Annotated in this window: 21 protein-coding genes and 1 tRNA gene; 8 read left to right on the top strand and 14 right to left on the bottom strand. The window is 66.1% G+C overall.

Annotated features, from left to right (window positions below):
* The first annotated feature begins 68 nt into the window (after positions 1–68).
* On the top strand, positions 69–737 hold the full coding sequence (locus tag ACSSVZ_RS24430) for a response regulator transcription factor (RefSeq protein WP_453973413.1): 669 nt from the start codon (positions 69–71) through the stop codon (positions 735–737).
* A 169-nt stretch (positions 738–906) separates the two neighbouring features.
* Here ACSSVZ_RS24430 and ACSSVZ_RS24425 read toward each other — a convergent pair whose 3' ends face one another.
* The 5 genes from ACSSVZ_RS24425 to ACSSVZ_RS24405 form a co-directional block, all read right to left on the bottom strand.
* The gene (locus tag ACSSVZ_RS24425; protein ID WP_453973411.1) at positions 907–1,671 is read right to left on the bottom strand and encodes a response regulator; all 765 of its coding nucleotides are present in this window, start codon (positions 1,669–1,671) and stop codon (positions 907–909) included.
* A 9-nt stretch (positions 1,672–1,680) separates the two neighbouring features.
* Positions 1,681–2,913 carry an EAL domain-containing protein gene (locus ACSSVZ_RS24420; protein ID WP_453973410.1) on the bottom strand — a complete coding sequence of 411 codons (1,233 nt, stop codon included), beginning with the start codon at positions 2,911–2,913 and terminating at the stop codon, positions 1,681–1,683.
* Positions 2,906–3,304 carry a response regulator gene (locus ACSSVZ_RS24415; protein WP_453973408.1) on the bottom strand — a complete coding sequence of 133 codons (399 nt, stop codon included), beginning with the start codon at positions 3,302–3,304 and terminating at the stop codon, positions 2,906–2,908. Before ACSSVZ_RS24415 ends, ACSSVZ_RS24420 begins: the two co-directional genes overlap by 8 nt.
* Positions 3,304–4,953, bottom strand: a complete 1,650-nt coding sequence (locus ACSSVZ_RS24410) for a sensor histidine kinase (protein WP_453973407.1) — start codon at positions 4,951–4,953, stop codon at positions 3,304–3,306. The genes ACSSVZ_RS24415 and ACSSVZ_RS24410 overlap by 1 nt, the downstream gene beginning before the upstream one ends.
* Positions 4,954–5,029: 76 nt before the next feature.
* Positions 5,030–5,533 carry a hypothetical protein gene (locus ACSSVZ_RS24405; RefSeq protein ID WP_453973406.1) on the bottom strand — a complete coding sequence of 168 codons (504 nt, stop codon included), beginning with the start codon at positions 5,531–5,533 and terminating at the stop codon, positions 5,030–5,032.
* 412 nt (positions 5,534–5,945) lie between these two features.
* Between ACSSVZ_RS24405 and ACSSVZ_RS24400 the strand changes: the two genes are divergently transcribed.
* Both ACSSVZ_RS24400 and ACSSVZ_RS24395 read left to right on the top strand, forming a co-directional pair.
* Complete coding sequence (locus ACSSVZ_RS24400) at positions 5,946–6,515, top strand: PDC sensor domain-containing protein (protein WP_453973405.1); 570 nt, start codon at positions 5,946–5,948, stop codon at positions 6,513–6,515.
* An 86-nt stretch (positions 6,516–6,601) separates the two neighbouring features.
* A complete protein-coding gene (locus ACSSVZ_RS24395; RefSeq protein WP_453973404.1) occupies positions 6,602–8,251 on the top strand; it encodes a methyl-accepting chemotaxis protein in 1,650 nt (549 codons plus the stop codon).
* 436 nt (positions 8,252–8,687) lie between these two features.
* Here the strand turns inward: ACSSVZ_RS24395 and ACSSVZ_RS24390 are convergent, their stop codons facing one another.
* The 4 genes from ACSSVZ_RS24390 to ACSSVZ_RS24375 all read right to left on the bottom strand — a co-directional run bounded on the left by ACSSVZ_RS24390 (position 8,688) and on the right by ACSSVZ_RS24375 (position 14,521).
* Positions 8,688–11,909: an efflux RND transporter permease subunit gene (locus tag ACSSVZ_RS24390; protein ID WP_453973403.1), complete on the bottom strand. Its 3,222-nt coding sequence runs from the start codon at positions 11,907–11,909 to the stop codon at positions 8,688–8,690.
* The gene (locus tag ACSSVZ_RS24385; RefSeq protein ID WP_453973402.1) at positions 11,906–12,910 is read right to left on the bottom strand and encodes an efflux RND transporter periplasmic adaptor subunit; all 1,005 of its coding nucleotides are present in this window, start codon (positions 12,908–12,910) and stop codon (positions 11,906–11,908) included. The genes ACSSVZ_RS24390 and ACSSVZ_RS24385 overlap by 4 nt, the downstream gene beginning before the upstream one ends.
* A 76-nt stretch (positions 12,911–12,986) precedes the next feature.
* Entirely contained in the window at positions 12,987–13,190 is a 204-nt protein-coding gene (locus tag ACSSVZ_RS24380) for a YgaP family membrane protein (protein WP_453973401.1), read from the bottom strand.
* A gap of 38 nt (positions 13,191–13,228) precedes the next feature.
* The gene (locus ACSSVZ_RS24375) at positions 13,229–14,521 is read right to left on the bottom strand and encodes an NAD(P)/FAD-dependent oxidoreductase (RefSeq protein ID WP_453973399.1); all 1,293 of its coding nucleotides are present in this window, start codon (positions 14,519–14,521) and stop codon (positions 13,229–13,231) included.
* Positions 14,522–14,753: 232 nt separating this feature from the next.
* Here ACSSVZ_RS24375 and ACSSVZ_RS24370 point away from each other — a divergent pair, with 232 nt between their 5' ends.
* The gene (locus ACSSVZ_RS24370) at positions 14,754–15,044 is read left to right on the top strand and encodes an ArsR/SmtB family transcription factor (RefSeq protein WP_453973397.1); all 291 of its coding nucleotides are present in this window, start codon (positions 14,754–14,756) and stop codon (positions 15,042–15,044) included.
* A 105-nt stretch (positions 15,045–15,149) separates the two neighbouring features.
* On the opposite strand, the gene ACSSVZ_RS24365 is transcribed toward ACSSVZ_RS24370, so the two are convergent.
* Positions 15,150–16,271 (bottom strand): helix-turn-helix transcriptional regulator, encoded by a 1,122-nt coding sequence (locus ACSSVZ_RS24365; RefSeq protein ID WP_453973396.1) that lies wholly within the window; start codon positions 16,269–16,271, stop codon positions 15,150–15,152.
* A gap of 213 nt (positions 16,272–16,484) precedes the next feature.
* Between ACSSVZ_RS24365 and ACSSVZ_RS24360 the strand changes: the two genes are divergently transcribed.
* Together ACSSVZ_RS24360 and ACSSVZ_RS24355 are read left to right on the top strand one after the other, a co-directional pair.
* Positions 16,485–16,787, top strand: a complete 303-nt coding sequence (locus tag ACSSVZ_RS24360) for a hypothetical protein (RefSeq protein ID WP_453973395.1) — start codon at positions 16,485–16,487, stop codon at positions 16,785–16,787.
* 186 nt (positions 16,788–16,973) lie between these two features.
* Positions 16,974–17,234, top strand: coding sequence for a hypothetical protein (locus tag ACSSVZ_RS24355; RefSeq protein ID WP_453973394.1), 261 nt, complete (start codon positions 16,974–16,976; stop codon positions 17,232–17,234).
* Between the two features lie 13 nt (positions 17,235–17,247).
* Here the strand turns inward: ACSSVZ_RS24355 and holA are convergent, their stop codons facing one another.
* The 3 genes from holA to leuS all read right to left on the bottom strand — a co-directional run bounded on the left by holA (position 17,248) and on the right by leuS (position 21,552).
* Positions 17,248–18,276: a DNA polymerase III subunit delta gene (gene holA / locus ACSSVZ_RS24350; protein ID WP_453973393.1), complete on the bottom strand. Its 1,029-nt coding sequence runs from the start codon at positions 18,274–18,276 to the stop codon at positions 17,248–17,250.
* Positions 18,277–18,398: 122 nt separating this feature from the next.
* Complete coding sequence (gene lptE / locus ACSSVZ_RS24345) at positions 18,399–18,965, bottom strand: LPS assembly lipoprotein LptE (RefSeq protein WP_453973392.1); 567 nt, start codon at positions 18,963–18,965, stop codon at positions 18,399–18,401.
* Positions 18,952–21,552: a leucine--tRNA ligase gene (gene leuS, locus ACSSVZ_RS24340; RefSeq protein ID WP_453973391.1), complete on the bottom strand. Its 2,601-nt coding sequence runs from the start codon at positions 21,550–21,552 to the stop codon at positions 18,952–18,954. Before leuS ends, lptE begins: the two co-directional genes overlap by 14 nt.
* 142 nt (positions 21,553–21,694) lie before the next feature.
* Here leuS and ACSSVZ_RS24335 point away from each other — a divergent pair, with 142 nt between their 5' ends.
* Complete coding sequence (locus ACSSVZ_RS24335; protein WP_453973390.1) at positions 21,695–22,378, top strand: YggS family pyridoxal phosphate-dependent enzyme; 684 nt, start codon at positions 21,695–21,697, stop codon at positions 22,376–22,378.
* Between the two features lie 61 nt (positions 22,379–22,439).
* Here the strand turns inward: ACSSVZ_RS24335 and ACSSVZ_RS24330 are convergent, their stop codons facing one another.
* Complete coding sequence (locus ACSSVZ_RS24330) at positions 22,440–23,339, bottom strand: hypothetical protein (protein WP_453973389.1); 900 nt, start codon at positions 23,337–23,339, stop codon at positions 22,440–22,442.
* Positions 23,340–23,823: 484 nt separating this feature from the next.
* Between ACSSVZ_RS24330 and ACSSVZ_RS24325 the strand changes: the two genes are divergently transcribed.
* Positions 23,824–23,910 (top strand) — tRNA-Leu (locus tag ACSSVZ_RS24325).
* Positions 23,911–24,112 lie beyond the last annotated feature (202 nt).

Genomic DNA, 24,112 nt, shown 5'->3' with positions numbered 1-24,112 from the left:
CTGCTCTTCCGTAAATCGCTTCCGCTTCATCTGTCCGTCCTTCGATCGAGGCCGGACTCTAACTCCAGGTGGAGGAAAAACTCAGGGGCAGGTCAACTGTTACAATAGGTTATACCGCCGGCTTCGCCCGAGAAGGCTTCGCGTCTCTTGGTCTTTGCTCGAACGAATTCAAGGATTGGTTGACAAGCGCATCCGATCAGGACCTCGATGCCGTTCAGGGCTTCGTGATTGGTGAGGTTGACGGGCGCATGACCTTTCCGGACATCATCCGGGGCCACTCCCGCGCGCCGATCATCGCGCTCAGTGAAGAGCGCTCGCTGGAACATACCCTCGAGCTGTTTACGGCCGGCATCGACGATGTCGTGCGCAAGCCGATCCACGTTCGCGAGATCGTCGCCAGGCTTGACGCCGTATGGCGCCGCGCCAACGCCGTCGAGAAGCCGTCGAACAGCGGCCGCCTGCAGGTCTTCTTCAACGGCCGCGACCCGGAAATCGACGGAGAGGCGCTGCAGCTTCCCCGCCGCGAGCGCCACATTCTCGAGTACCTGGTCAAGAACAGCGGCCGCCGGGTCACCAAAACCCAGCTTTTCAACGCGATCTACGGGGTCTTCAACGAAGATCTCGACGAGACGGTGATCGAAGGCCACATGAGCAAGCTGCGCAAGAAGCTGCGCCAGCGCCTGGATCATGACGTGATCGACGCCAAGCGCTTCATCGGCTACCGCTTCGTCGGCTGATCCAGACTGTCGCATTTAGCGGTCCGGCGGTCTCGCCGGACGAGCCTTCCCTCGACTGACGCCGCGACCGGCTCGACAGCCCGCCGCCGGCGGCCCACCTCGAGGCCGTCAGGGGACCTCCGCGGCGTTCGCGCCAACAGACCCACCGGATCCATCTCGAACGTCTGCGTCAGTTTGGCGGGCGACCGCCCCGCTGCCTTTGGCGTTCGACGAACTCGTGCATGCGGGTGCGGCCGATCTCGGTCAACTTCACCACGATCCGACGGCGGTCTTCCTGATCCGGGACCCGCTCGATCAGGCCGGCGGCCTGAAGCTCGTCGATCCGCCGGAGCGCGGTCGTGGTCGGCGCGCGCGAGGCAATGCACAGGCTGGTCACCGAGATCGCCCGGCCGCTCGCCTCCGCCAGCGCGAGGTCGAGCAGCATGTCCCAGGACGGGTCCGAGAACAGATTGGAATCAAAGATGGAATCGCGGTCGGTCCGCGCTGCGATCAGCGCTCGGAGATAGTCCGGCTGCGTCGGCTGAGCCGCTTGCGGTGCGGGTCCGGGCGCCGCCGAAGCCTCCTCGCCGAGCGCGAGCGCCCGGTCGACGGCATGCGCAACCTCTTCCGGCATGATCGGTTTCTGCAGAAAATCGACGGCTTGCAGGCGCAGCGCGGCGACGGCCCTGTCGAGCGAGGCGTTGCCGGTGATGACGATCGCAGAGAACGACCGGACCTTCCGCTTGTAGGAGAGTTTCTGCAGAAGCTCGATGCCGTTGATGTTGGGCATCTGAATGTCGGTGACGATGACCTTCAGCTCTGCATGACGATCAAAGAGCTCCAGCGCCTCGTTTGCACTGGACGCCGACCGAACGGGATGACCGAGCGCAGCGAGGCCTTCGCCGAGTTCCTCGAGCACGAGCGGATCGTCATCTACAATAAGGACCTTGGGCACCGACAACGGTCAATCGACCCGACACTCGAGAGCCGTGTATCCCGACAGACGACTTTGAAGCTCCGGCAACATGGTCATCAACTCCGGCAGGGAGCGCTTCTGGGAGATCAGATATCCCTGAATGTACCTAACCCGATTTTTCCGGACGAGGGCAAGGTCCTCTTCTCGTTCGATACCTTCGGCAACGACAATCAGGTCCAGACGCTGCCCGAGATCGGCGAGCGCCTCGAAGATCCCCCTGCCCTTGGCCCAGGACCGCGCAGCACGGATGAGCTCCATGTCGATCTTCAGTTCGGTCACCGGCAGGTTCGCGAGTTGCAGAAGCCCGCTCTGGCGCTGCCCCACATCGTCGAGGGCCAGGCCGAAGCCGGCGATGTGAAGCTTCAGGAGCGCCGTCAGCGCCGCGAAGGACGAATCGTAGAGCGCGTTTTCGGTGAGCTCGAATACCAGTTGGCTCGGCAGAAGCCCGGCATCGCGCGTGATGAGAGCGAAGTGATCAACCGCATCCGGCTGTGTCAGAACTTCGAGTGGAACGTTGACGCTGACCGGTCCGCGCCATCCGGCATCCGTCCACGCGCGACAAGCGGCGGCGGCCTGACGCAGAACATCCTCCGTAAGGCGGGTGATCAGACCGCGATCGCCTTCGAGTGCGCCGATGATCTCGATCGGTGAGACCTGGCCGATCTCCGGCAGCCATCCAGCCAGCAGCGCCTCCGCCCCGCAGAAGGCCAGGGTATCCGTCGCGACGATCGGCTGGAATGCCACCGGCAGCTGACCATGCGTCAGCGCCGAGTCGACGGCATTTCGAATCCGGGTGTGAGAAATTCCGTCACCCGACGAGCGCGGCACGAAGTCGGCAACGGAGTCGACAAGCACCTGGAGCTGACCACAGTCGAACGGCTTGGTGAGCACGCCGAGCACCGATAGTCCGGCGCGCTCCGCCGCCGCGGCTGCCGCACGGAGCACCGGTTCCCCGTGCCCGGTCATCAGGATGAGATGCGGCGGATTGGCGACGTTTGAGATCAGCGACAACGTGTCCGTACAATCGCCGGCCTTCAGCAGAAGGTCGAGTATAAGAATGTCCGAAAGACCCAGGCGCGAAAGATCGAGCATCGACGCATCCGCGAGGGTCACCACGGCGTGATCCTGCGCGCTCAGGAAATGGGCGAGTTCCAGTCTCAGATCGAGATCGTCGTCCAGAATGACGATCTCGCGTCGTCGCGTCTTGTGAAGGTCATCCATCTTCCGGCGCCGCTTTGCCGCGGGGCGCCAGTCGATTCTCGACGTCCAACATGAGCGCGAGGGGGTCGACCGGCTTGAGGTAGAGCGCGTCTGCGCCAAGCTCCTCCGCAGTGGTATGTTCAACCACATAGCCGGTCATGATTGCGTGAAGCTGTGGCCGCATGTCCGATGGCAGTCCACGCGAAAAGCTGACGAGGGAGGTCCCGTCGACGTCGTTCAGCCGAAGGTCGGTGAGCAGCAGGTCCGGCCGTCCCCCTTCGAGCAGGATCCGTTTGGCATCCTCACCGGCAAAGCAGAGCCGGACCCGCCAGCCATAGCCATTGAAGAACTCCGCAAGTTCCTCGACGATTTCCACCTCGTCATCGCAGATCAGGATGGAGAGGTCTCGCACTAGGCCGCACTCCGCTCGCGGCTGCCGCTGTCCGGAATCGGCAGCACGATCGTGAATCGGGCACCGGAAGCAACGTTCTCGACGCTGACCTCGCCGCTCATCTTTCGCACGATATTGCGCGACAGCGACAAGCCGAGACCGGTCCCCTTGCCGTCGGGCTTCGTCGTGGTGAAAGGCTCGAACAGCTCGTTGATGATGCTGCCGGCGATGCCACCGGCAGCATCGGTAATCGTGATGCGGATCTTGATGCCGTCGGTGGCGGCCGCAACACGCACGGTCCGCAGATGATCGTCGATCTCGGTGCCTTCATACGCGTCGCGAGCGTTGAGCAGAATGTTGACGATCACCTGCTCGAACAGGGTCTGCTCACCCTCGACGACCAGATCTTCCGGCAGGTCGATGTCGAGCATCAACTGGATGCTCGAGAGCCGGTACTGCTCCGCAACGAAGCTGATGGCCAGGTCGATCGCCCGGATCAGCGGGAAGCGCTCTGAGCGCAGCGATGGCTTGCGACCGTAGCTGCGCACCTGATCGATGATCCGCTTGGCGCGCTCGACCTGTTCGTCGATGCGAAAGAGCTTGGCCTGCAGCGCATCGGTATCGCCGTTGGCCAGAAGACGGCGGGCGTTGGCCGCGGCCATGCGGATGACGGCCAGGGGCTGGTTGATCTCGTGGGCGATGGCGGAGGCCATTTCGCCGAGGGTCGACAATTTCGCCGCCTGCAGGATCTGGAACTCCGCATCACGGATCTGCGTGGTGTCAGCGAGCGCGATGAGGCATTGGACACGCCCTTCCCAGATGACCGAACGAGAGCTTCCCCTCAGCGCGACAATCGACCCGTCTTCGCGCTGAAAGGAAAACGAGCCCCAGCCGCCGCCCACGCCCTCGCGGGCCGGCAATGCACTCTGCGCGGTCGCCAGAAAACGCTGCCAGTCAGGGTGATCCGAGGACGCATGGATGAGCGCCAGGCCCATGCCGTTGATGAAGGAGACGGTCACATCGCGCGGGTCGTAGACCACGATCACCGCGGGCATTGCCTCGATCAGCGCACGAAGATTCTCGCGCACCGACGCGGCTTCCTCTTCCGCCGTCTCCATAGCCATCATCCGCTGGCGGTCGCGCGCGCCTTGCAGGACCAGGAACACCACCAGCAGCCCGCCGGATACGAACAGAAGTGCGAGGGGGACGAAGGCGGGACTGTCCGCCAGCATCTGCTCGCGTCGGTAGACTTCCGCGTTGTAGGCGATCGCGGACTGCAGCGCGGTCTGCAAGGTCGGAAGCAGCGGCTCCAGTTCGGCATGGAGGCCGGTCAGCGCCTCATTTGCCTCGACCCCCCCGGGCTGCAGAGGGGCGCCGTCGAGATAGCTGTCGAGACGGTCTTCATATGCCTGGAGGAGGCCCTGATACTGCTGAACGTTGGCCAGCAACCTGCCTTCTTCCGAGCTGTACAGAAGCGGCAGGCGCGAGCGCAGGATCGCGAGGCGAAGCCCTACCTCGCGCATCGCCTTCTCCGAAGGATCCGCCATCGCGACACGGATGGCAGAAAGGGATTTCACGAGCTCCAGCTGGGCCTGGTAGGCAACCCAGCCCGACGTGCGCACGCTGACCGTCAGTGCCTGACGGCTCCGCTCCTGCTGCCAGTAGAGCATCGCGGTGCTCGCCAGGAGGCCCAATGTCGTGAGTGCGAGGATGATCGTCAGAAGGTTCGACCACTTCCTCCCGCGGTCACTCGACGACGAAGTCGACCGCTTTGACCTGCCAAACCATCCGGGCATGATAGCGCTGCACATCCAGTATGCTGGGTTGTTCGTCGATCGGAAAAACGACCCAATAGGGGCCCATTCTGCGGATATCCATGGGCTCGCCATTGTGACGTGTCGCGAGGATGGCTCCAAGGTCCGTCCAGTCTTCCGGCGGAAGTGTGCCGACATAGTCGTTCAGCGCGACGAAAGTCGCCTCCTTGACCGGATGCGGACCGAGCGCCGCGATTTCGCCGATCGACGGGCCGGAGAAGCTCTGGACGCCGTCGGTCCACGGCGTGGTCGTCCTGAACGACTGCTGCGGCAGAGCCTCGAGGCCCGCCAAATCCATCGTGATCTCCTTCAGGATCGTCCCGTCCGGTGCCTTCCAGCGGACGGTCAGATCGATCTCCGGATGCAACGCAAGCGCCACGCCCGGCACGACGGCCACTGCGAGCGCCGCCAGAAGCAGCTTCAGCTTCGACAACATGAGAATGGCAGCTCCAGGCGGCACCGCAGAAACTGCGCACGATCCGGTGACCGCTGCCGCGTGCCGCGCTTCGAGGAAAACAAGGCAGCGATGATCACACAGGGCACCGTCCGAGGCGACGGTGATTTCGCTCCATTCTGAGAGTGAACCCTGACTTTCTGATCCCAATCCGGACCGATACAGCCGCAGAGGATCGATCCCGATCGGCTTCGGCCCCTTTGCGGAAGTCAGCCCGCCCCGTTGCCAGCACGATCGGCGGCGATCCGCGGCCGCGTCGCGGTGGGCAGGCACCGGGCCAGTCCAACCCGAAGTCAGGTCTCCGTTCCGGCGGCCAAGCCTCACGCAAGCTCGGTCCCATAACGATGTCGCAGCTGCATTTTTATGGACCACGCCACCAGAAGGAACACCAAGGATGAAGTCCCCGCTCTTTTCGGGCCTCTGCGCCCTCGCACTCTTCGCTGCGCCCGCCTTCGCCAACGAATTCGAGGCTCCGCTGACCGATCTCGCCCGTGGCGATATCGCCGCGATCGCCTCTGCTCCGGAAATCGTCGCCGCGGTAAACGCCCAGAACGTCCAGACCGCCGGCTACGACCAGGCAACCATCGACGCGGCCGACACAGCGTGGCGTGCGGAAATCGGAAGCGGCTCGCATCCGACCATCGACTCCGTCCTCGCCCGCCCTGCCTCGGCCTATCTGGTGGCCAAGAAGGAAAACTCGCAGGGTCTGTTCACCGAAATCTTCGTCATGGATGCCAAGGGTCTGAACGTCGCCCAGAGCGACGTCACCTCCGACTTCTGGCAGGGCGACGAGGCGAAATGGCAGGAGACCTATCCGAAGGGCGCGGACGCCGTGCACCTCTCCGACGTGGAACTCGACGAATCCACCCAGACCTACCAGAGCCAGGTCTCGGTCCCCGTCATCGACAACGGGACCGTCATCGGCGCAATCACCGTCGGCGTGAACGTCGAATACCTGCAGTAGTCCGCCTGCGTGAACGGCCGCGAAAGCGGCCGTTTTTCCTTTCCTTCTCCCAACGGGCCGACACGTACGGCTATCGGAGCGCGACAATGCCCCAGCAGGAAACCAAGAACCGGGCGCTCAAAGCCCCACGCAAGAAGTCGCTGCGCACCCGTCTGGCACTCGGCGTCTTCGTCGCCGTCGCGATCGGCTTCGCGAGCACCACGGTTCTCACCTACGTGACCGAGATCAGCCGCACCGCAGAGACCCTGAAGCAGACCCACCAGCAGCTTACCGGCCTGCTGGCCGGCCAGATGTCCGGCGCCGTGCGCTTCGCGAAGATCGATGCGATCGAGGCCGCCACGGGACAGCTCGGGGCCGACGAGGCTGCGCACGCCGACCATTTTGTGACGATCGGCGCCGATGGTGCCATCATCGCCGAGGTTGGCATCGCTCAAGATGCGGAAGCCGCCCTGACCCTCGCCCGCGCTGCGCTTGCCGGCAACGCGATCATCAACGAAGCCCGTGGGGCCTACGAGATCACCGCCGCACCGGTCCGCTTTGGCGCAACCAACGAAGCGATCGGCGCGGTCGTCGTCACCTGGAACAACTCCGCCGCGTGGACCATGGTGCGCAACCGCGCGCTCATCAGTCTCGGGGAGGCCCTTCTGATCGCCCTCATCGTGGCACTGCTGATCGACGTATCGATGCGGCGCTGGATGAGCCGCCCCATTGCGGAGGTGGTCGGCACCATGAACAAGCTCGCTGACGGCGACACCGACGTCGAGATCCGCGGCATCGATCGCCGTGACGAGATCGGAGAGATGGTTCGTGCGGTGGCGGTCTTCCGCGACAACGCCATCGAACATCGGCGCCTGGCCGACGAGAAGGAACGCGACCAGCGCGAGCGGGCCGCGCGGCAGGAAAACACCGAGCGTCTCATCTCCCTCTTCCGTGACGAAATCCAGACCGTCCTGGGTTCAATCAGTGCCAACATGAACCAGATGCAGTCGACCGCGTCCGAGCTGATGGGTATCGCCGAAAGCGCCACGGCCGGTGCATCGGGAGCGACCGCCGCCTCGCAGCAGGCGTCCGAGAACGTCGAAGCCGTCGCCTCCGCGTCCGAAGAGCTTGCCGCCTCGATCGGCGAGATCGGCCGACAGGTCTCCGACACCAACTCCGTCGTTGGCCGCGCCGCCAACGACACCCGCACCACCAACGAGAAGATCGCCGGCCTCGCCGATGCGGCCCAGAAGATCGGCGAGGTCGTCGAGCTGATTTCCGACATCGCCGCGCAGACCAATCTGCTTGCCCTCAACGCCACCATCGAGGCCGCGAGAGCGGGCGAGCATGGGCGCGGCTTCGCCATCGTGGCCGCCGAGGTGAAGACGCTGGCCAACCAGACAGCGAAGGCGACCGAGGAAATCAGCGCGCAGATCGCGGCAATCCAGGGCTCCACGGAAGACGCCGTCAGCGCGATCAAGTCGATCAGCGACATCATGGTGGAGGTCAGCGACTGCACCGCCGCGATCGCCGCCGCCGTCGGCCAGCAGGGTCAGGCGACCGGCGACATCTCGCGCAACGTCGCCGAGGCCGCGGCCGGCACCCGCGACGCCGCGGCCCGGATTTCCGGGGTAACGTCGGTCGCCCTGCAGACCTCCGACGCCGCCTCGCAGGTCGAAACCGCCTCCAATGACGTTGCCCTGCAGACCGCTGATCTGCGCTCCGTCGTCGACCGCTTCCTCCAGGACGTCGCCTGACGCCTCTTCCTTCCTATCGAGCTCCCCAGCCGAGGGGCCAGGATCAAACCGTCAGCGGGGTCCTGGCCCCTCTCATTTTTCCTGATGCATGCGATGGCGGTGCGAGGAGCGGAGCGTACAGGACGGTCCTCCAGGTTGCGGACCGGACCGGTCCTGGCCATGCGGCGTGGGCCACAAGCTCCACGCAAGCACCATGCGCTAGGGTCACTTCTGTTGAACGGACGGGCCCGCACAAACTGCTGTGCGGATCCAATCAGGCGGTCCCACCGAGCGCTCATCCGTCCGGTACCGCGTCAGCTTCCTCGAGGACGCTACCCGTCCCTCCCTCCCCACAGTGGGTGGCGTCCAACTCAGAGGCCCGAACCGAAGCTCAAGTCAGGTTCGGGCCTCTTTTTCGTTCGCCCCGGGGCAGCGCTCCCCGATCGACCTGCGGGACTCAACCCGCCATCTTGCCCCGCCGTCCACCCCGAAGCGCCACGTAGATCGCCGGAATGACGAGGACGGTGAGCAGCGTCGACGAGGCGAGGCCGAAGAGCAGCGAGATCGCCAGGCCCTGGAAGATCGGATCCGCCAGGATCACCGCCGCGCCGATCATCGCCGCCAGCGCGGTGAGGAGGATCGGCTTGAAACGGATGGCGCCGGCCTCGAGCAACACCTCCAGCAGCGGTCGATCCGGGCCCCCCGAATGACGGATGAAGTCGGCGAGCAGGATCGAGTTGCGCACGATGATGCCGGCGAGGGCGATGAAGCCGATCATCGACGTGGCCGTGAAGGGGGCGTGGAACACCCAGTGGCCGATCATGATGCCGATCAGCGTCAGGGGGATCGGCGTCAGGATGACCAGCGGCAGCTTGAATGAGCCGAACTGGGCGACCACCAGGATGTAGATTCCCAGGATCGCAACACCGAAGGCGGCGCCCATGTCGCGGAAGGTGACCCACGTCACCTCCCATTCGCCGTCCCACAGGAGCGTGGGGCGGGTTTCGTCCTCCGGCTGGCCATGCAGCCTGATTTCCGGCTTGGGCAGGTCGCCCCAGTCGGCGTCGTCGATCGCCTGGGCGACGGCGATCATGCCGTAGACCGGCGCCTCGTAGTCGCCGGCAAGCTCCGCCTGGATCATCTCCGCGTCTCGCCCATTGTGGCGGAAGACCGGGAACGAGGCCGCCTCACGGCTGACCTCCACGACGTCGCCGAGCTCGACGATGGCGCGGTCGCCCGGAAGCGCATTGGCGGCGACCGGAGTGGTCAGCGTGCGTTCGTCGACGACCTTGCCGCTCTTGGGAAGCGCGAGCACGATCGGGATCGGCTGCCGCCCACCGCCGCGATGGGAGTAGCCGACCGTCTGACCGCCGAAGAGGGCCTGGACGGTGTCGTACACGTCGCCCTGCTCGACCTTGTAGTATTCCAGGTTGGCCTGATCGATGGCGATGCGCACGCGCTCGGCCGGCGTTCCGAAGGAGTCGTCGACGTCGACCACGAACTGCACGCTTTCGAACGCATCGCGCACCTTGGCCGCCACCGCGCGCCGCGTCTCGGCATCCGGTCCATAGATCTCGGCCAGCAAGGTCGCCAGCACCGGCGGGCCGGGCGGCGGCTCGACAACCTTGATGGCCGTGCCGGCCGGCACGTCGAGCCCCTTCAGCCGCTCGCGGATGTCCAGCGCCGTCTCGTGGCTGGTGCGATCGCGGTCCTCCTTCGGCAGCAGGTTGACCTGCACGTCGCCCATCTGCGGCTGGTTGCGCAGGTAGTATTGGCGCACCAGGCCATTGAAGTTGAACGGCGCCGACGTGCCGGCGTAGGTCTGGAACGAAATCGCCTCGGGCAGGTCGGCGAGCCGGTCGACGACGCGTTGCAGCGCCCGGCTGGTGTCCTCCACGGATGCCCCCTCAGGCAGGTCGACCACCACCTGGAGCTCGGTCTTGTTGTCGAACGGCAGCAGCTTGACGGTGACGTCCTTGGTGTAGAGCAACACCATTGAGGCGAGCGTCGCCAAGCCGACCAGGATGAGGAACACCCAGGCCCGCCAGCGGGCCTTGAGGATCGGACGCGCCACCGCGACGTAGATCCGCCCGAGCGCTCCGCCGTCATGGCCATGGGGCGCGCCATGGCTGTCTGCCTCGGCGGGGGCCTTGCCGCTGACCTTGATCATCAGCCACGGCGTCAGCACCACCGCGACGAAGAACGAGAAGATCATCGCGGCGGAGGCGTTCGCCGGGATCGGCGCCATGTAGGGGCCCATCAGGCCGGAGACGAACAGCATCGGCAACAGCGCCGCGATGACCGTGAGCGTCGCCACGATGGTCGGGTTGCCGACCTCCGCCACCGCCTCGATCGCCGCCTGGACGCGGGAGCGGCCGTCGCGCATGGCCCAGTGCCGGGAAATGTTCTCGATGACCACGATGGCGTCGTCGACGAGGATGCCGATCGAGAAGATCAGCGCGAACAGGCTCACCCGATTGATGGTGTAGCCCATGATCCGGGCGGCGAAGAGGGTGAGCAGGATCGTCGTCGGAATGACGACGAGGGTGACCACAGCCGCCCGCCACCCGATCGCGAACCCGATCAGGACGACGATGGTGACGGTCGCGAGCCCCAGGTGGAACAGGAGTTCGTTGGCTTTCTCGTTGGCCGATTCGCCGTAGTTGCGGGTGATCGCGACGTCGATGTCGTCGGGCAGCACCTGGCCACGCATGAGGTCCAGCCGGTGGACGATCTCCTCGGCAATGACCACGGCATTGCTGCCCGGCCGCTTGGCGATCGCCAGGGAGACGGCCGGCACGCGGACCAGCGCTCCGTCGACCTTGCGGGCATCGGCAACGCGCACCTCGTTTGGCGAGGTGGCGAGCGAGATGGTGGCAACATCCCGGACATAAACCGGCCGGCCGTCGCGCGCCGTCAGGAACAGGTTGCCGATCTCCGGCCCGCCCTGCAGGGTCTGGCCGGCGACGAGCGAGCGCTGGAGCTGGTACTCGCGGACGCGCCCGATTTCGACCGAACGGTTGGCGCCGGCGATCTTCTGGGCGAGCTGCTGCAGGGTGATGCCGTAAAGCGAGAGCTTCTCCGGGTCAGGCGCGACGCGCAGCATCTCCGGCTGCTCACCGACGATATAGGTGAGACCGACGTCCGGCAGCTTCGCCATCTCGATCTGCAGCTCGCGGGCAAGCCGCGTGAGGCCGTTCTCGGTCCAGCGGTCGGCGACCGGCGGTTTCGGCGTAAGCGTGACCACCACGATTGCCACGTCGTCGATACCGCGGCCGACGATCAGCGGCTCCGGGATCCCGACAGGGATCCTGTCCATGTTGGCGCGCACCTTCTCATGGACGCGCAGGATGGCCGCGTCCTGGCTGGTCCCCACCACGAAGCGGGCCAGCACCACGGCGCCGTCGTCCTCGGTGCGGGAATAGACGTGCTCCACGCCATCGATGCTTTTGACGATCGTCTCCAGAGGCTCGGTGACGAGCTTGACCGCGTCCTCTGCCTTGAGGCCATTTGCCTGCACGCGGATTTCGACCATCGGAACGGAAATCTGCGGCTCCTCCTCGCGCGGCAGCGTCATCAGCGCGACGATACCCAGCGCGAACGAGGCGAGCAGAAACAGGGGCGTGAGGGGAGAGGTGATGAAGGCGCGCGTGAGGCCGCCGGCAATGCCCAGCTTCATGGCAGGACGACCCGGTCGCCGGCGCGCAGGCCGGTGAGCACCTCGATGCGGGTCTCGTCGCCGACCCTGACGGGGTCGCCGAGAACGACGGCGACGTCCTGTTCGCCTGCCCCGGCGGCGATCTTCACGTAGTCGATGCCGTGGACGGTCTTCACTGCACCGGCAGGAATCGCCAGCACCGTCCGCTTGCCGACCGGGATCCGCACCAGGGTGCGCTCGTTGACGAAATAGTCGCCAAGGCTGCGGACCTCGACGTCGGCAATGACGCGGCCATCGGAAATCTCGGGATAGATCTTGGCGATCGTTCCGCTCGTCGCGGCACCTGCTTCGGCCGCCGCAGATCCGGCAAGTCCGCGCTTGCCGATCTGGACTGTGGCGCCTTCTTCGATCTCGGCAGCATGGCGTTCAGGCAGCGACAGGCGCAGGAAGTAGCCGCCGCTGGCGATCCGGGCCACCTCCTCCCCAGCCAGAATGACGGCACCCAGCGTGACAGGCACGGTGAGCACGCGGCCATCGGTGGGCGCGAGCACCTGGCCCTCCCGGGCCCGCTGCTCGATAACCGCCTTGTCCGCCTCGGCCGCGGCAACCTGGTTCAACACCACGTCGAAGTCGGTCTGCGCCTGATCGAGCCGGCTCTGGGCAGCCACCCCGCGCTCCAGCAGCCGCTTCGCCCGGTCGAGCTCGGTGCGGGCGTTCTGCATCTGGGAGTCGAGGGCCTTGAGGCGTGCGTCGGCCGCCGCCGTTTCCAGCGCAATCTTGTCGTCGACCACGATCGCGACGACTTCGCCCTTCGCGACCTCGTCGCCCTCGACAACACGGATTTCGCGGATCGTCCCGCCGATACGGGCCCGCGCCGGCGCAATCGTCCGGCTTTCCACCTTGCCGAAGACAGCCTTGAACTCCGAAACCGTCACCGGTTCCAGAATGAACTCCTCGGCACTTGCGCCGAGCGGACCGATCGCGACGAGAAGCGGCAGGGCGATGAGGAGACTCAGGCGCACGGGCTGGAGTCCTGACTGATCCGCGCCGACATGGCTGCCGGCACGCGGAATTGAGGGAGGGTGAAGACCGGAACGCTCAGCGGAAGGCGACGCCGGGGCGTACGCCGAGCCTCCTGAAGACCATCGCCGCCGGGCAGAAGCCCGTGACCGACGCCTGGATCAGGTTCAGACCGACGAAGGCCGTCAGCAGAAGCCAGTACGGAGAGGCCGTCACGCCGAGGGCCAGCGACACAAGCACCACGAAGCCGGCAAACATCATCACAGCACGATCAACAGTCATCGCAATTCTCCAATGTTTCGACGAAAGAGGACCAAGGGCTACTCGGCAGGCTCGATATGAATGTCCTTGAGCTTCTTCACGCCCAGGATGTCGAGCGCGAGATTCTCGTAGAAGGTCTCGCTCTTGCCCTGCCGGACCTTGTGCAGGAAGTACTTCTCGAAGCCGATCTTGGCGGCATGTACCCACCGCCCCTGAGACGACCAGTTGACGTTGCGCGGCGGGATCTGCGGCTGCGCCACGAAGGCAATGCCATCGTCCCCGAAGTCGGCCAGGCAGACGGCATTCCAGGTCGCCACGGCGCGGGGCTCTTCACCCTTCACCAGCGCGGCGATGTTGTGGGCGGTCGCCGTGACCATGGATTCGATCATGAAGCCGGTCTTCGGCACACCGACCGCGAGCGGCGTCTTGCCCACCGGCGGGATCGCCACGCACACACCGACGGCGAAGACGTTCGGAAACGCCGGGTTGCGCTGGTACTTGTCGATGAGGATGAAGCCGCGCGGGTTGGTGAGACCCTCGATCCCGCGCACCGCTTCGACACCGCGGAAGGCCGGCAGCATCATCGAGAAGGAGAAGGGAAGCGCATGCGTCGCCTTGACGGCGCCGTCCTCGTCGACCTCCTCGACGTGCATCAGCTCCGGCTCGACCTTCGTCACCCTGGCGTTGGTGATCCACTTGATGTGGTGCTCGCGCATGGCGCTCTCGAGCAGTCCCTTGGTGTCGCCCACCCCGTCGAGGCCGAGGTGGCCGACATAGGGCTCGGGAGTCACGAAGGTCATCGGCACCCGATCGCGCACCTTTGCCTGGCGTAGCGCCGTGTCGAGCACGAAGGCAAATTCGTAGGCGGGCCCATAGCAGGAGGCGCCCTGCACGGCACCGACGACGATCGGGCCCGGGTTGCGGACCAGCGCCTCGAATGCCGCGCGCGCATTGCCGGCATGGTCGACCTGGCAGATCGACGCGGTATGCCCATCGGGGCCCAGCCCCTCGACCTCGTCGAAGGCGAGGTCGGGACCGGTGGCAATGACCAGATAGTCGTAGGTGACCGAGGAGCCATCGTTGAGCTCCACCCGGTTCTCCGAGGGATGCACACGTCTGGCGCCCTCCGGACGCAGCGCGATGCCACGGCGGGAAAACACACCTTCGAGGTCGACGCTGACATCCTCAGGCGTGCGCCACCCGACGGCCACCCAGGGATTGGACGGAACGAACGAATAGGTGGTTCCCTGGTTCACAACCGTCACCTTGCCCGCGCGTCCAAGCTTCTCCTTCATCTCGTAGGCCATGATGACCCCACCGAGACCTGCGCCGAGTACAACCACCTGCGTCATGACTTCCTCCGGTCTGTCTTCTCGTTCTCGTTGTTTCTCGCCGACGATCCCGGAGGCTGCGCCCTGCGGTGTCGGAATGCATTGAGCAAACGCAATGGTCGAGACCGGCCGTGGGTGGCGTTCCGCCTCGGGCGGATCCGCACGTCTCGACGCCGCACGTCGGACCTGCGACCATCAGGACTTGCAGATAACATTCAAGAAATCTAAATTCAATAGTATGAATATATCAGACATGATCCCGGCAGCCGGCCGCGCGGCGGAGCTGATGCGCAGCCTCTCGCATCCGCAGCGGCTGCTTGTCCTCTGTGCCCTGGGGCGCGAGGAAAAAACGGTGGCCCAGTTGCGCGAGGAGCTGGGGGTCGCCCAGGTGCCGATGTCGCAGCAGCTCATGCGGCTGAGAGCCGACGGGCTGGTCGAGGCGCGCCGGGAGGGCACGGCGCAGGTCTACCGGATCACGCAGCCGGAGGTGCTGACCGTCGTCGAAGCGCTGCACGCCGCCTTTTGTCCGCCATCGAACGTCTGAGGCTGAGGCGCTTGCCTCCCGACGGTGCACGAACTTTAGCCGGCTCTTGAGCTTCACGAGCGATCCCGATGGCTTCAGCCCGTTGAGGCCGGCCGTCGTCGTGATTTAGCGCAAGCTCAGGAAGCAGAAGCGCTCGAGCAGGCGGAGCAGATCCTTCTGACTGCGGCAGCCGGCCTTGGCCAGCGCAGTCTTCATCTGCTTGCGAACGGTGTCGGGACTGACGTTGCGGGCCCGGGCATGAGCGGAGAGGTCTTCTCCCGCAGCCACCGCACCCAGCACTCGCTGCTCGCTTGCGGTCAATCCGAACAGGCTGCCGAACTGTGCGATTTCGACATCGCTCGGCGCAATCTCACGCGCCAGCGGCACCAGCAGCACGGCCAGCGAGGCGCCGGCAGCGACCCCCGCCATCACCGGAGCGGGGACCGCCACGAAGCGAACGCCGAACTGGTCCCCCTCAGCGCTCACGCTCAGGCCCGCGCCAATGGCAGCGGGGCCGGGTACTCCCGTACGGAGCGCTGCGAGGTTTGCAGCGAGACGTCCGTTCAGGCCGGCCTCCCGAAAGCGCAGCCGGTTGCGGCGCAGAGCAATCACTCCTTCGCGGGTGAGCGCCTCGGCGGCCGCGTTGGAGAACGTGACGGCTCCGTTCGGCGCGAGAACCACGATGCCGCGACCCGCTCCGGCCCAAAGACCGCCGAGGAGCCGGTCCCGAGTGCGAAACTCCTCGATCGTACACGTCAGGCGCAGCGCCTGACGGACGTGCGGAACGACCCGGGCGATCATGGCAAACTCGTGATCGTCGAAGGGGTCGTCCCGCTGACGCGACACGCCGTACCAGGTCATGTGGTTTTCGATGCCCAGCTGGGCGCCGGTGATATGGAACATCTTCTGCGGACGCTGGAAGTCCTGGAACACCGGGCTCGCGCGCTTTTCCTCGGGGCTCCAGACGTCCGGGTCCCGGACCATCAGGCCCGGAGGAAGCGCATCCATGCGCGGCACCCGGATGTCGATCTCGAAGAACTCGTTCATGTAGGCGCGGATCGCTTCCGGGTCCTGGCGCGCGAGCACGTTGACCGGCTCGGCACCGCTCCTTCGGTCCAGCGCCATCACGTGCGAGGTGTGGGCCCCGAACGCGTCCGCGATGTCGTTGACCGCATCCTGCCAGAGTTCAGGCGCGAGCGCGGCTTCGTACAGCGCTCCGACCAGAGCCAGAAGTCTATCGGAGTCCACCCGATCAGCGCCCCTCTAACGTCCATCATTCCACCACCCAAAGATTAGTCGAGGGTGGCCGGAATGCGAAGCGCGCTTTCGCCCTGATCCGCACTTCCGGCCCCCATCTGGGGGATGCCGGCTGCCGCAAGGCAACGCCTACTCGCGACGTTCGCAGCAACGGCGCCTACACCTCTTGCCGCAAGGCAGCCGACCCCCTTGGGAGTGAGACAGATGGAAATGCTCGTGATCGGCCTCCTGATCTGCTGGATCGGCGTATCGACGGTCGTGGCCCGCCTGGTCGCGACCCGCAACGACCGTTCGGCCGCCTTCAACGCCACCCTCGTCACCGTCATCGGCTATGGTGCCGTGACGGCAGCTCTCGTCGCGGTGATGCTGCCGATGGTGCCGCCGATGGTGCGGGACCCGATCGCTTCGGTGCTCCCGCCCATCGCCATCGCCGGCGCCGTCGCTGCCGTGCTCGCCTGGATCCTGGCGTTCGTCAGCATCGGCCGGGCGCGCAAGGCACAGGCCTGATCTCGCGAGCGGTCGCCCGCCTCGCCTGACGACAGGACGTCATGCCGATCGGACACACCCCATCCGATCCACAGGGAGTGGTCTCAGGAAAGGCGCGAGGGACCCAAGGTGCGGACCGTACGAAGGCTGCTTTGGTGGGCGAGTGGAGGCGGGCGTCCCCCGAACGGCCAGGCGGTGGTCGACGCCGTGACCGATATTCTCGACCATCAGCACGCCATCGAAAGCCGGAGCTACGATGCCAAGACCGGCATCATGGCGGTCGCCGCCGCCCGCCGGGTCCTTGCGGCGATCCGCGTGCGTCGTTCCGGGCCCTGCCAGTTGAAGGCCATCCTCGACGCCCTCGAACGGCTCAAGGCCCTGCAGGCAGCCAGCAAGGGAGAATTCGCCAGCGGCGCGGCAACGATCGGTGCCATCCAGGGCGCGATCAGGACGCGATTTCCGGCATAGCCCCAACGTCCGCTCAGCGCTTGCGGCGCGCCGCCTGGGCGAGAGCCAGAAGCGTGTCGGACACCAGTTCGTGGGCGAGCCCCGGGGTTACGCGGGTCGCATGCACGGTCTCGGCAAGGCGACGCTGGGCCCGAACGAGTTGGGCGGCGGGCCAGGCCCGCAGAATCGTTTTGATCGCGGGCTTGCGTCGGAAGAAGATCCGAGGCTGGGCGCCGTCGACGACGGTGTCCGCGGCAAGACCTTGGTCGACCTGAGCGCGCATCTTCTGCAGGGTCTGGGCGAGCCGCAGCGCAAAGCCTGCGGTGACGGACGGATGCGTGCCGGCCGCCTCGAGCCGCTTGAGGCGCCGGATGGCGCCATCCGCGTCTCCGAGAAACGCCGCATCGACGGCCTCTTCGATCGACAGCGCGGCGCTGTCGCCCACTACCGCTTCCACGTGCGCCAGCGTGATTGTGCCGTCGCCATGGGCATAGAGGCACAGCTTGCCGATCTCCGACCGACTGCCGGCCCTGTCCGAGCCCAGGAGTGCGTGCAGCGCCTCACGCGCCTCGGCGCTGACGGCGAGCCCGTGTTGGCGGGCCTCGTCCTCGAGCAGCCGGTCGATGTCGCGCGCACCGTCGGCGTAGCAGGGAATGACCAGCGCGGCGGCGTGCTTTTCCAGGCTCTTGCGCAAGGGCGAGGTGGGCCGAAGATCGCCGGCTTCGATCACGATCAGCGCATCCGTCGGCGGATCATCGAGCAGCGGCTGCACCGCCGGCAGCAGATTGCGCGCGCCGATGTCGCGCACCCAGACCACCCGCTTGCCGCCGAACAGCGCGATCGTCCGCGCTTCGTCGCTCAGCCTGCCCGGGTCGGAGCCGAGTTCGTCGCCATCGATGCGTACCAGACCGAAGGGATCTTCCTCACCCGAGGCACGCTTGACGATGTCGCCGGCGCGCTCGCCGACCAGTCCATGATCCGGCCCGTAGACGAGGACGATCGGGGGCAGCCCTGCCGCTTCGGCGAGCCGACGATCGATGTCCTGGGGCTTCAGTACCGCCATTGTCGCTCCGCTGCATCGGACCGGCCGAGAGCCATTTCCGAGGGGGGCCTACCTCATCGACACGAAACGGGCACGAGCACGAGACCCATCACAGGCTGTGCCACCGCCGGGCGCGGTGCGGGTCAGCTCCCTGGATTGGCGGCGAAATAGGCCGCAAGCCGGTTTGCGACGTCCTGCGCGACCGACTTGGCGACCCTGTTCTGGGCGTCGATCGCGGCGCGGGTGTTCGCAAAGCGCTGGCTCGAATAGTCGTAGGAGGCCGTGGCGAAGCTCGACCCGGTAAGAAGCGTCAGGTCCGTCTCTGCATCGATCAGGGCGAAGTCGACGCCGAGGGTGACCGAGATGGCGGTCGGCTCGTCCAAGGTCACCGGCACGGCCAGCGAGGCCGAGCGGTCGTTGGTGATGTAGCGGAATCGATAGCGAGTGGGTGCCGGCGCCGCACCGCCGCGCAGCCGGAACTCGAGCTCGCGCACGAACTGCTGGAGGGACTGCGAGCCGCCCGCCGGCACCGAGATGCTCGCGAGCCGCGCCTGCACGCCTTCGTCGGCGGCAAGGCCGACATTGCCATAGAGCGGCTTGACCTGGCATCCGCCAGTGGCGGCGAGCATCACCGAAAGGCCGACGGCGGTCGCGAGGCGGCGCCCGGTTCCGCGGGCCCGGAAGGCACGAACGATCTCAGACGACCACATTGACGATCCTTTGCGGAATGACGATGACCTTCTTCGGCGCCTGGCCATCGAGGTAGCGCCGAACCTCGTCGAGTTGAAGCACGGCGCGCTCCACGTCCTCAGCCGGCGTCGTCCGATCGACCGTGATTTCCGCCCGCTTCTTGCCGTTGATCTGGACGGGCAACGTGATCGCGCTGTCGATCAGCAGCGACCTGTCGACGTCCGGCCATGTCTCCTGCGCGACAAGCCCGCGAAAGCCCATCACCGACCAGCCTTCTTCCGCCAGATGCGGCGTCATCGGCGCGATCATCTGCATCAGGAACCGCATCGCCGTCTTCAGGACCGGCGCCAGGTCGGGGTTCTTCACCCCGGAAGCCAAGTGCGGCTGGAGCGTGTTGGCGAACTCGTAAACGCGCGCGACGGCCCGGTTGAAGCCAAGGTTCTCGATGTCGTGCTCGACCGCGGCCACGGCACGGTGCATGGCCTTGCGCACCACTTCGGCGTCGGGCCCCGACCCGTCCCCCTCCTTCACGGTCTTCAGGTCGGCCGCGCTTTCCTGAACCATCCGCCAGATGCGCTGGATGAACCGATGGGCGCCTTCGACGCCGGCTTCGGTCCACTGGATGTCGCGCTCCGGCGGCGTGTCGGACAGCATGAACCAGCGGGCCGTGTCCGCACCGAAGGACGCGATGATCGCGGTCGGATCGACCACGTTCTTCTTCGACTTCGACATCGACTCGACCGGTCCGAGCACGACGGGCGCACCGGTGGTGGCATGGACATGGGCGCCATCGCGGACGGCAACCTCTTCGGGAAACAGCCAGTTGCCGGCTTCATCCTTGTAGGTCTCGTGCGTCACCATGCCCTGGGTGAAGAGGCCGGCAAACGGCTCGTCGATCCGGACGTGCCCGGTCGCCTTCATCGCGCGGATGAAGAAGCGCGAATAGAGGAGATGCAGGATCGCGTGCTCGACACCGCCGATATACTGGTCGACGGGCAGCCAGTGATCGACCGCCTCGATCTCGGTCGGCGCGATGGCGCGGGGTGCGGTGAAGCGGGCGAAGTACCACGAGGAGTCCACGAAGGTGTCCATCGTGTCCGTCTCGCGGCGCGCCGGCCTGCCGCATTCCGGGCAGTCGACCTTCGACCATGTCGGGTGGTGGTCGAGCGGGTTGCCGGGACGGTCGAATGTCACGTCGGAGGGCAGCTCGACCGGCAGGTCGCGTTCCGGGACGGGCACCGTACCGCAGGCTTCGCAGTGGATCATCGGGATCGGGCAGCCCCAGTAGCGCTGCCGCGAGATGCCCCAGTCGCGCAGGCGGTAGTTCACCTGCCGCTCGGCCTGGGGCGCGTTGCCGAGGTGCTTCCTTTCGAGGCGCGTGGCGACGACATCCTTGGCGTCCTCGATCGACAGCCCATCGAGGAAACCGGACCGGAAGATCGTGCCCGGGCCGGTGTAGGCCGTATCGGTGATCTCGAAGTTTTCGGGATCGACGTCGGGGGGCAGCACAACGGGCAGGACCGGCAGGCCATAGGCGCGCGCGAACTCGAGGTCCCGGGCGTCATGTGCCGGGCAGCCGAAGATCGCGCCCGTGCCGTACTCCATCAGGATGAAGTTCGCGACATAGACCGGCAGCGTCACGTCCGGCAGGAACGGGTGGCGGGCCCGCAGACCGGTGTCGTAGCCCTTCTTGTCGGCCGTCTCGATGGCCAGCGCCGTCGTACCCAGCTTGCGGCATTCGACGAGGAAATCGCGCAGCTTGGAATCCCGCTCACCGGCGGCGATCGCCAGCGGATGGTCGGCCGCGACCGCGACGAAGCTTGCCCCGAACAGCGTGTCCGGACGGGTGGTGAACACCTCCAGGTCCGACGCCCCGTGCGGGGCCGTTTTCGTCAGTTCGAAGCGCAGCCGCAGCCCTTCGGAGCGGCCGATCCAGTTCTTCTGCATCAGCCGGACCTTCTCCGGCCAGCGATCGAGCTTGTCGAGGGCCTCCAGCAGCTCCTCGCTGTAGTCGCTGATGCGGAAGAACCACTGGGTCAGCTCGCGCTGCTCGACGAGCGCGTTCGATCGCCAGCCACGCCCCTCGATGACCTGCTCGTTGGCCAGCACCGTCTGGTCGACCGGGTCCCAGTTCACCTTGGCCGTCTTCCTGGCCACCAGGCCGGCCTTGTAGAAATCGACGAACAGGCGCTGCTGCTGCTGGTAGTAGCTCACGTCGCAGGTGGCGATCTCGCGATCCCAGTCGATCGACAGGCCCATCTGCTTCAGCTGCCCGCGCATGTGGGCGATGTTCGAATACGTCCACTCGCGCGGATGCACCTTGTTCTGCATCGCCGCGTTTTCGGCCGGCATGCCGAACGCGTCCCATCCCATCGGGTGGAGGACGTTGAAACCCCTTGCCCGCTTGTAGCGCGCGATCACGTCGCCCATGGCGTAGTTGCGCACGTGGCCCATGTGGATGCGGCCGGACGGATAGGGAAACATCTCGAGGACGTAGTATTTCGGGCGCGGATCCTCGTTGCGGGTGCGGAAGACGCCATGCGCGTCCCACTCGCTCTGCCAGCGCATTTCCACGTCGCGGGCGTTGTAGCGCTCCGTTGTCGTCATCGGACGGTTCTGCTCGTGTGAAAGGGGGCCGATTGCGGTGTCGGGAGACAGTCACCAAAAAACCGCACCCCGGTCAACTGGAACCGCCCGGCCCACCTTTGCTAAGGAAGGGTACCAAACCTGAATGGAGATATGGGGACGGATGGACGCGAACGCATCGCAGCGACTGGCCGCCGTTCGTGGCGCGATCGAACGGGCGGAGGCCGATGCCGGACGCGCACGTGGCTCCGCGCAGCTGATCGCCGTCTCCAAGACCTTCCCGGCCGAGGACGCCGAGGCGTTGATCCGTGCCGGCCAGCGGGTCTTCGGCGAGAACCGCGTCCAGGAAGCCAAGGGCAAGTGGCCCGCCCTGAAGGACGCCCATCCCGACGTCGCGCTGCACCTGATCGGGCCGCTGCAGTCGAACAAGACAAAGGAGGCCGTGGCCCTGTTCGATGCGATCCACACCGTCGACCGGGAAAAGATCGCCGCGTCGATCGCCGCCGAAGGCGCGGCCCAGGGACGCAACCCGCTGCTGTTCGTCCAGGTCAACACGGGCGAGGAGCCGCAGAAGGCGGGGATTTCTCCTCGCGAGGCCGTTGCCTTCGTCACCCGCTGCCGGGAGGTGCATGGGCTTAAGATCGAGGGGCTGATGTGCATTCCGCCGGTGGAGGACGCCCCCGGTCCGCATTTCGCGCTCCTGAAGACGCTGGCGTCGGAGGCGGGCGTGCCGGGCTTGTCGATGGGCATGTCGGCCGACTTCGAGATCGCCGTCGCCTTCGGGGCGACCCATGTCCGCGTCGGCTCCGCCCTGTTCGGCACGCGACCGCCGCAGCCCGCCGGCTGATTCCGGCCCCCGGCACGCTGTCTGGTCCGGTCGGCTCCGCTGCCGCCTTCACCCGCCGCGATCAGAAGCGGTACCAGAAGGCCGCGAACACCGTCCGTTCCTGCAACGCGGCAACCCCGTCCAGCGTCCCGCCGATGCCGGCCTGCACGCCGTGACGGGGCGTCAGCCAGCAGACCGCGCTCGCCTGGAGCTTGTGGTAGCGATAGTCTGCCGCCTTCCCGGCTGAGAGCGTGGTGAAGGATTGCGCCATCAGCAGCCAGCGCGGCGCAGGCTTCAGCCCGGCCGTGACGTCGATGTGGATCTCGTCGTCCTCACCGCCCGCACTCAGCCGATAGGCCCCCTGCACGTCCAGGAAGGCCGGACGCCCGTGCACGGCGAACGCGTAGCCGAGCAGCGCGCGGGCCTCGACCGCTGCAGGCTCGGAGGTCACCCAGAGTCCGTTGCGGTCGAGACCGGGGGTGTAGCCGGTCAGCTCGGCGGAGACCACCAGCCGGTCGGTTCCGGCGACCCGCGCGCGCAGGCCGATGCCGTCGACAGCCGTCGTCTGGACCTTGCGGTCCTGGGTCTCGATCCGGGCGGCGGAGTGGACCACGCCGGTCAGCCGGTCGGTCAGCCCGTATTCGAGGTAGGCCGACAACTCGAACTTCCGGTATTCGGGCAGCGGTTGCAGGCGTCCGTCGGCATCGAAGCCCTTCGCCGCCCCCGAAAAGACGCTGGTCACGATCACCACGCCGTCGCCGCGCTCGGGCGTCCACGCGCCGGCTTGCGCGGCGACGCAACCGAGCAGCGACAGGGCTCCGGCAACCAGGGTGCGCCAGGCTGTTTCGCGGTCGACCGGAAGGCGCCCGCCGGCACGCCGATGGGCCGCAAGCGCATGATCGTCGGGATCGGTGCGCATCCGGGGCCGCCACAGGCCGGACCCGATCACGACCGCCCGCGCGAAGCGGATTGACGCGCGCATCGACGATGCCCCCCTCGAACCGCAGCTGATCATTCAGGTCCAGCGGCCTGAGGGATGAGCCTTGTGCATGCAGATGCCCAGACTACAATCTAAGGGCGCATATGGGTAGCAGAGAATCGCGACAGGCGAACGATCGCCGCTCCGGCCGCCGGGGATATCGACACGCGTGGCGTTTCCGGCTAGAGCCTCGGACCGAGGCGCTTGCGGCACCGTCGTTGGTGGGTGTCAGGCGCTCGCCGACAGACGCGCGGCAGCGCGCAGCGGTCCCTAAGGATCGGCATGTCGGCCGGGCGGGTGTGGCGGAATGGTAGACGCGCCGGACTCAAAAAGGGGTTTGTCTACCATGCGACGTTTTATCACGGTGAGTTGAAAACATCGTGGCTTCAATGGGTTGGTGAAGTAGGAGTTTAAGGCCTCGAAACTGGAAAATCGCGCTAGGTGCAGTATAGGAGCCAAGTGCGGCGGATAGAATCGGCGGCAATATGCGGGTGTGGCGGAACTGGTAGACGCGCTGGATTCAAAATCCAGTTCTGGTGACAGAGTGTCGGTTCGATTCCGACCACCCGCACCACAAATCATAGTGGCTCCCCTTGCGACGTCGGTCGCCGCCAAAAAAGAGCCACCGAAAAATGCGCAGAGGCTATGTGCCCGACCGCATGATCGCGGCGATGGCTCGAGAGCCCAGGCGGCAGGGCGAAGAAGCTACGCCTCAGCATCATACACCCATCCAAAATGTGGGTAGGTTTTCGCGCTTTGGGCACCAAGTCTGGTGA

It is taken from the genome of Amorphus sp. MBR-141 (assembly GCF_053628695.1).
The sequence above is the reverse complement of the archived record's forward strand: the minus strand, read 5'-3'. Positions and strand labels throughout refer to the sequence as shown.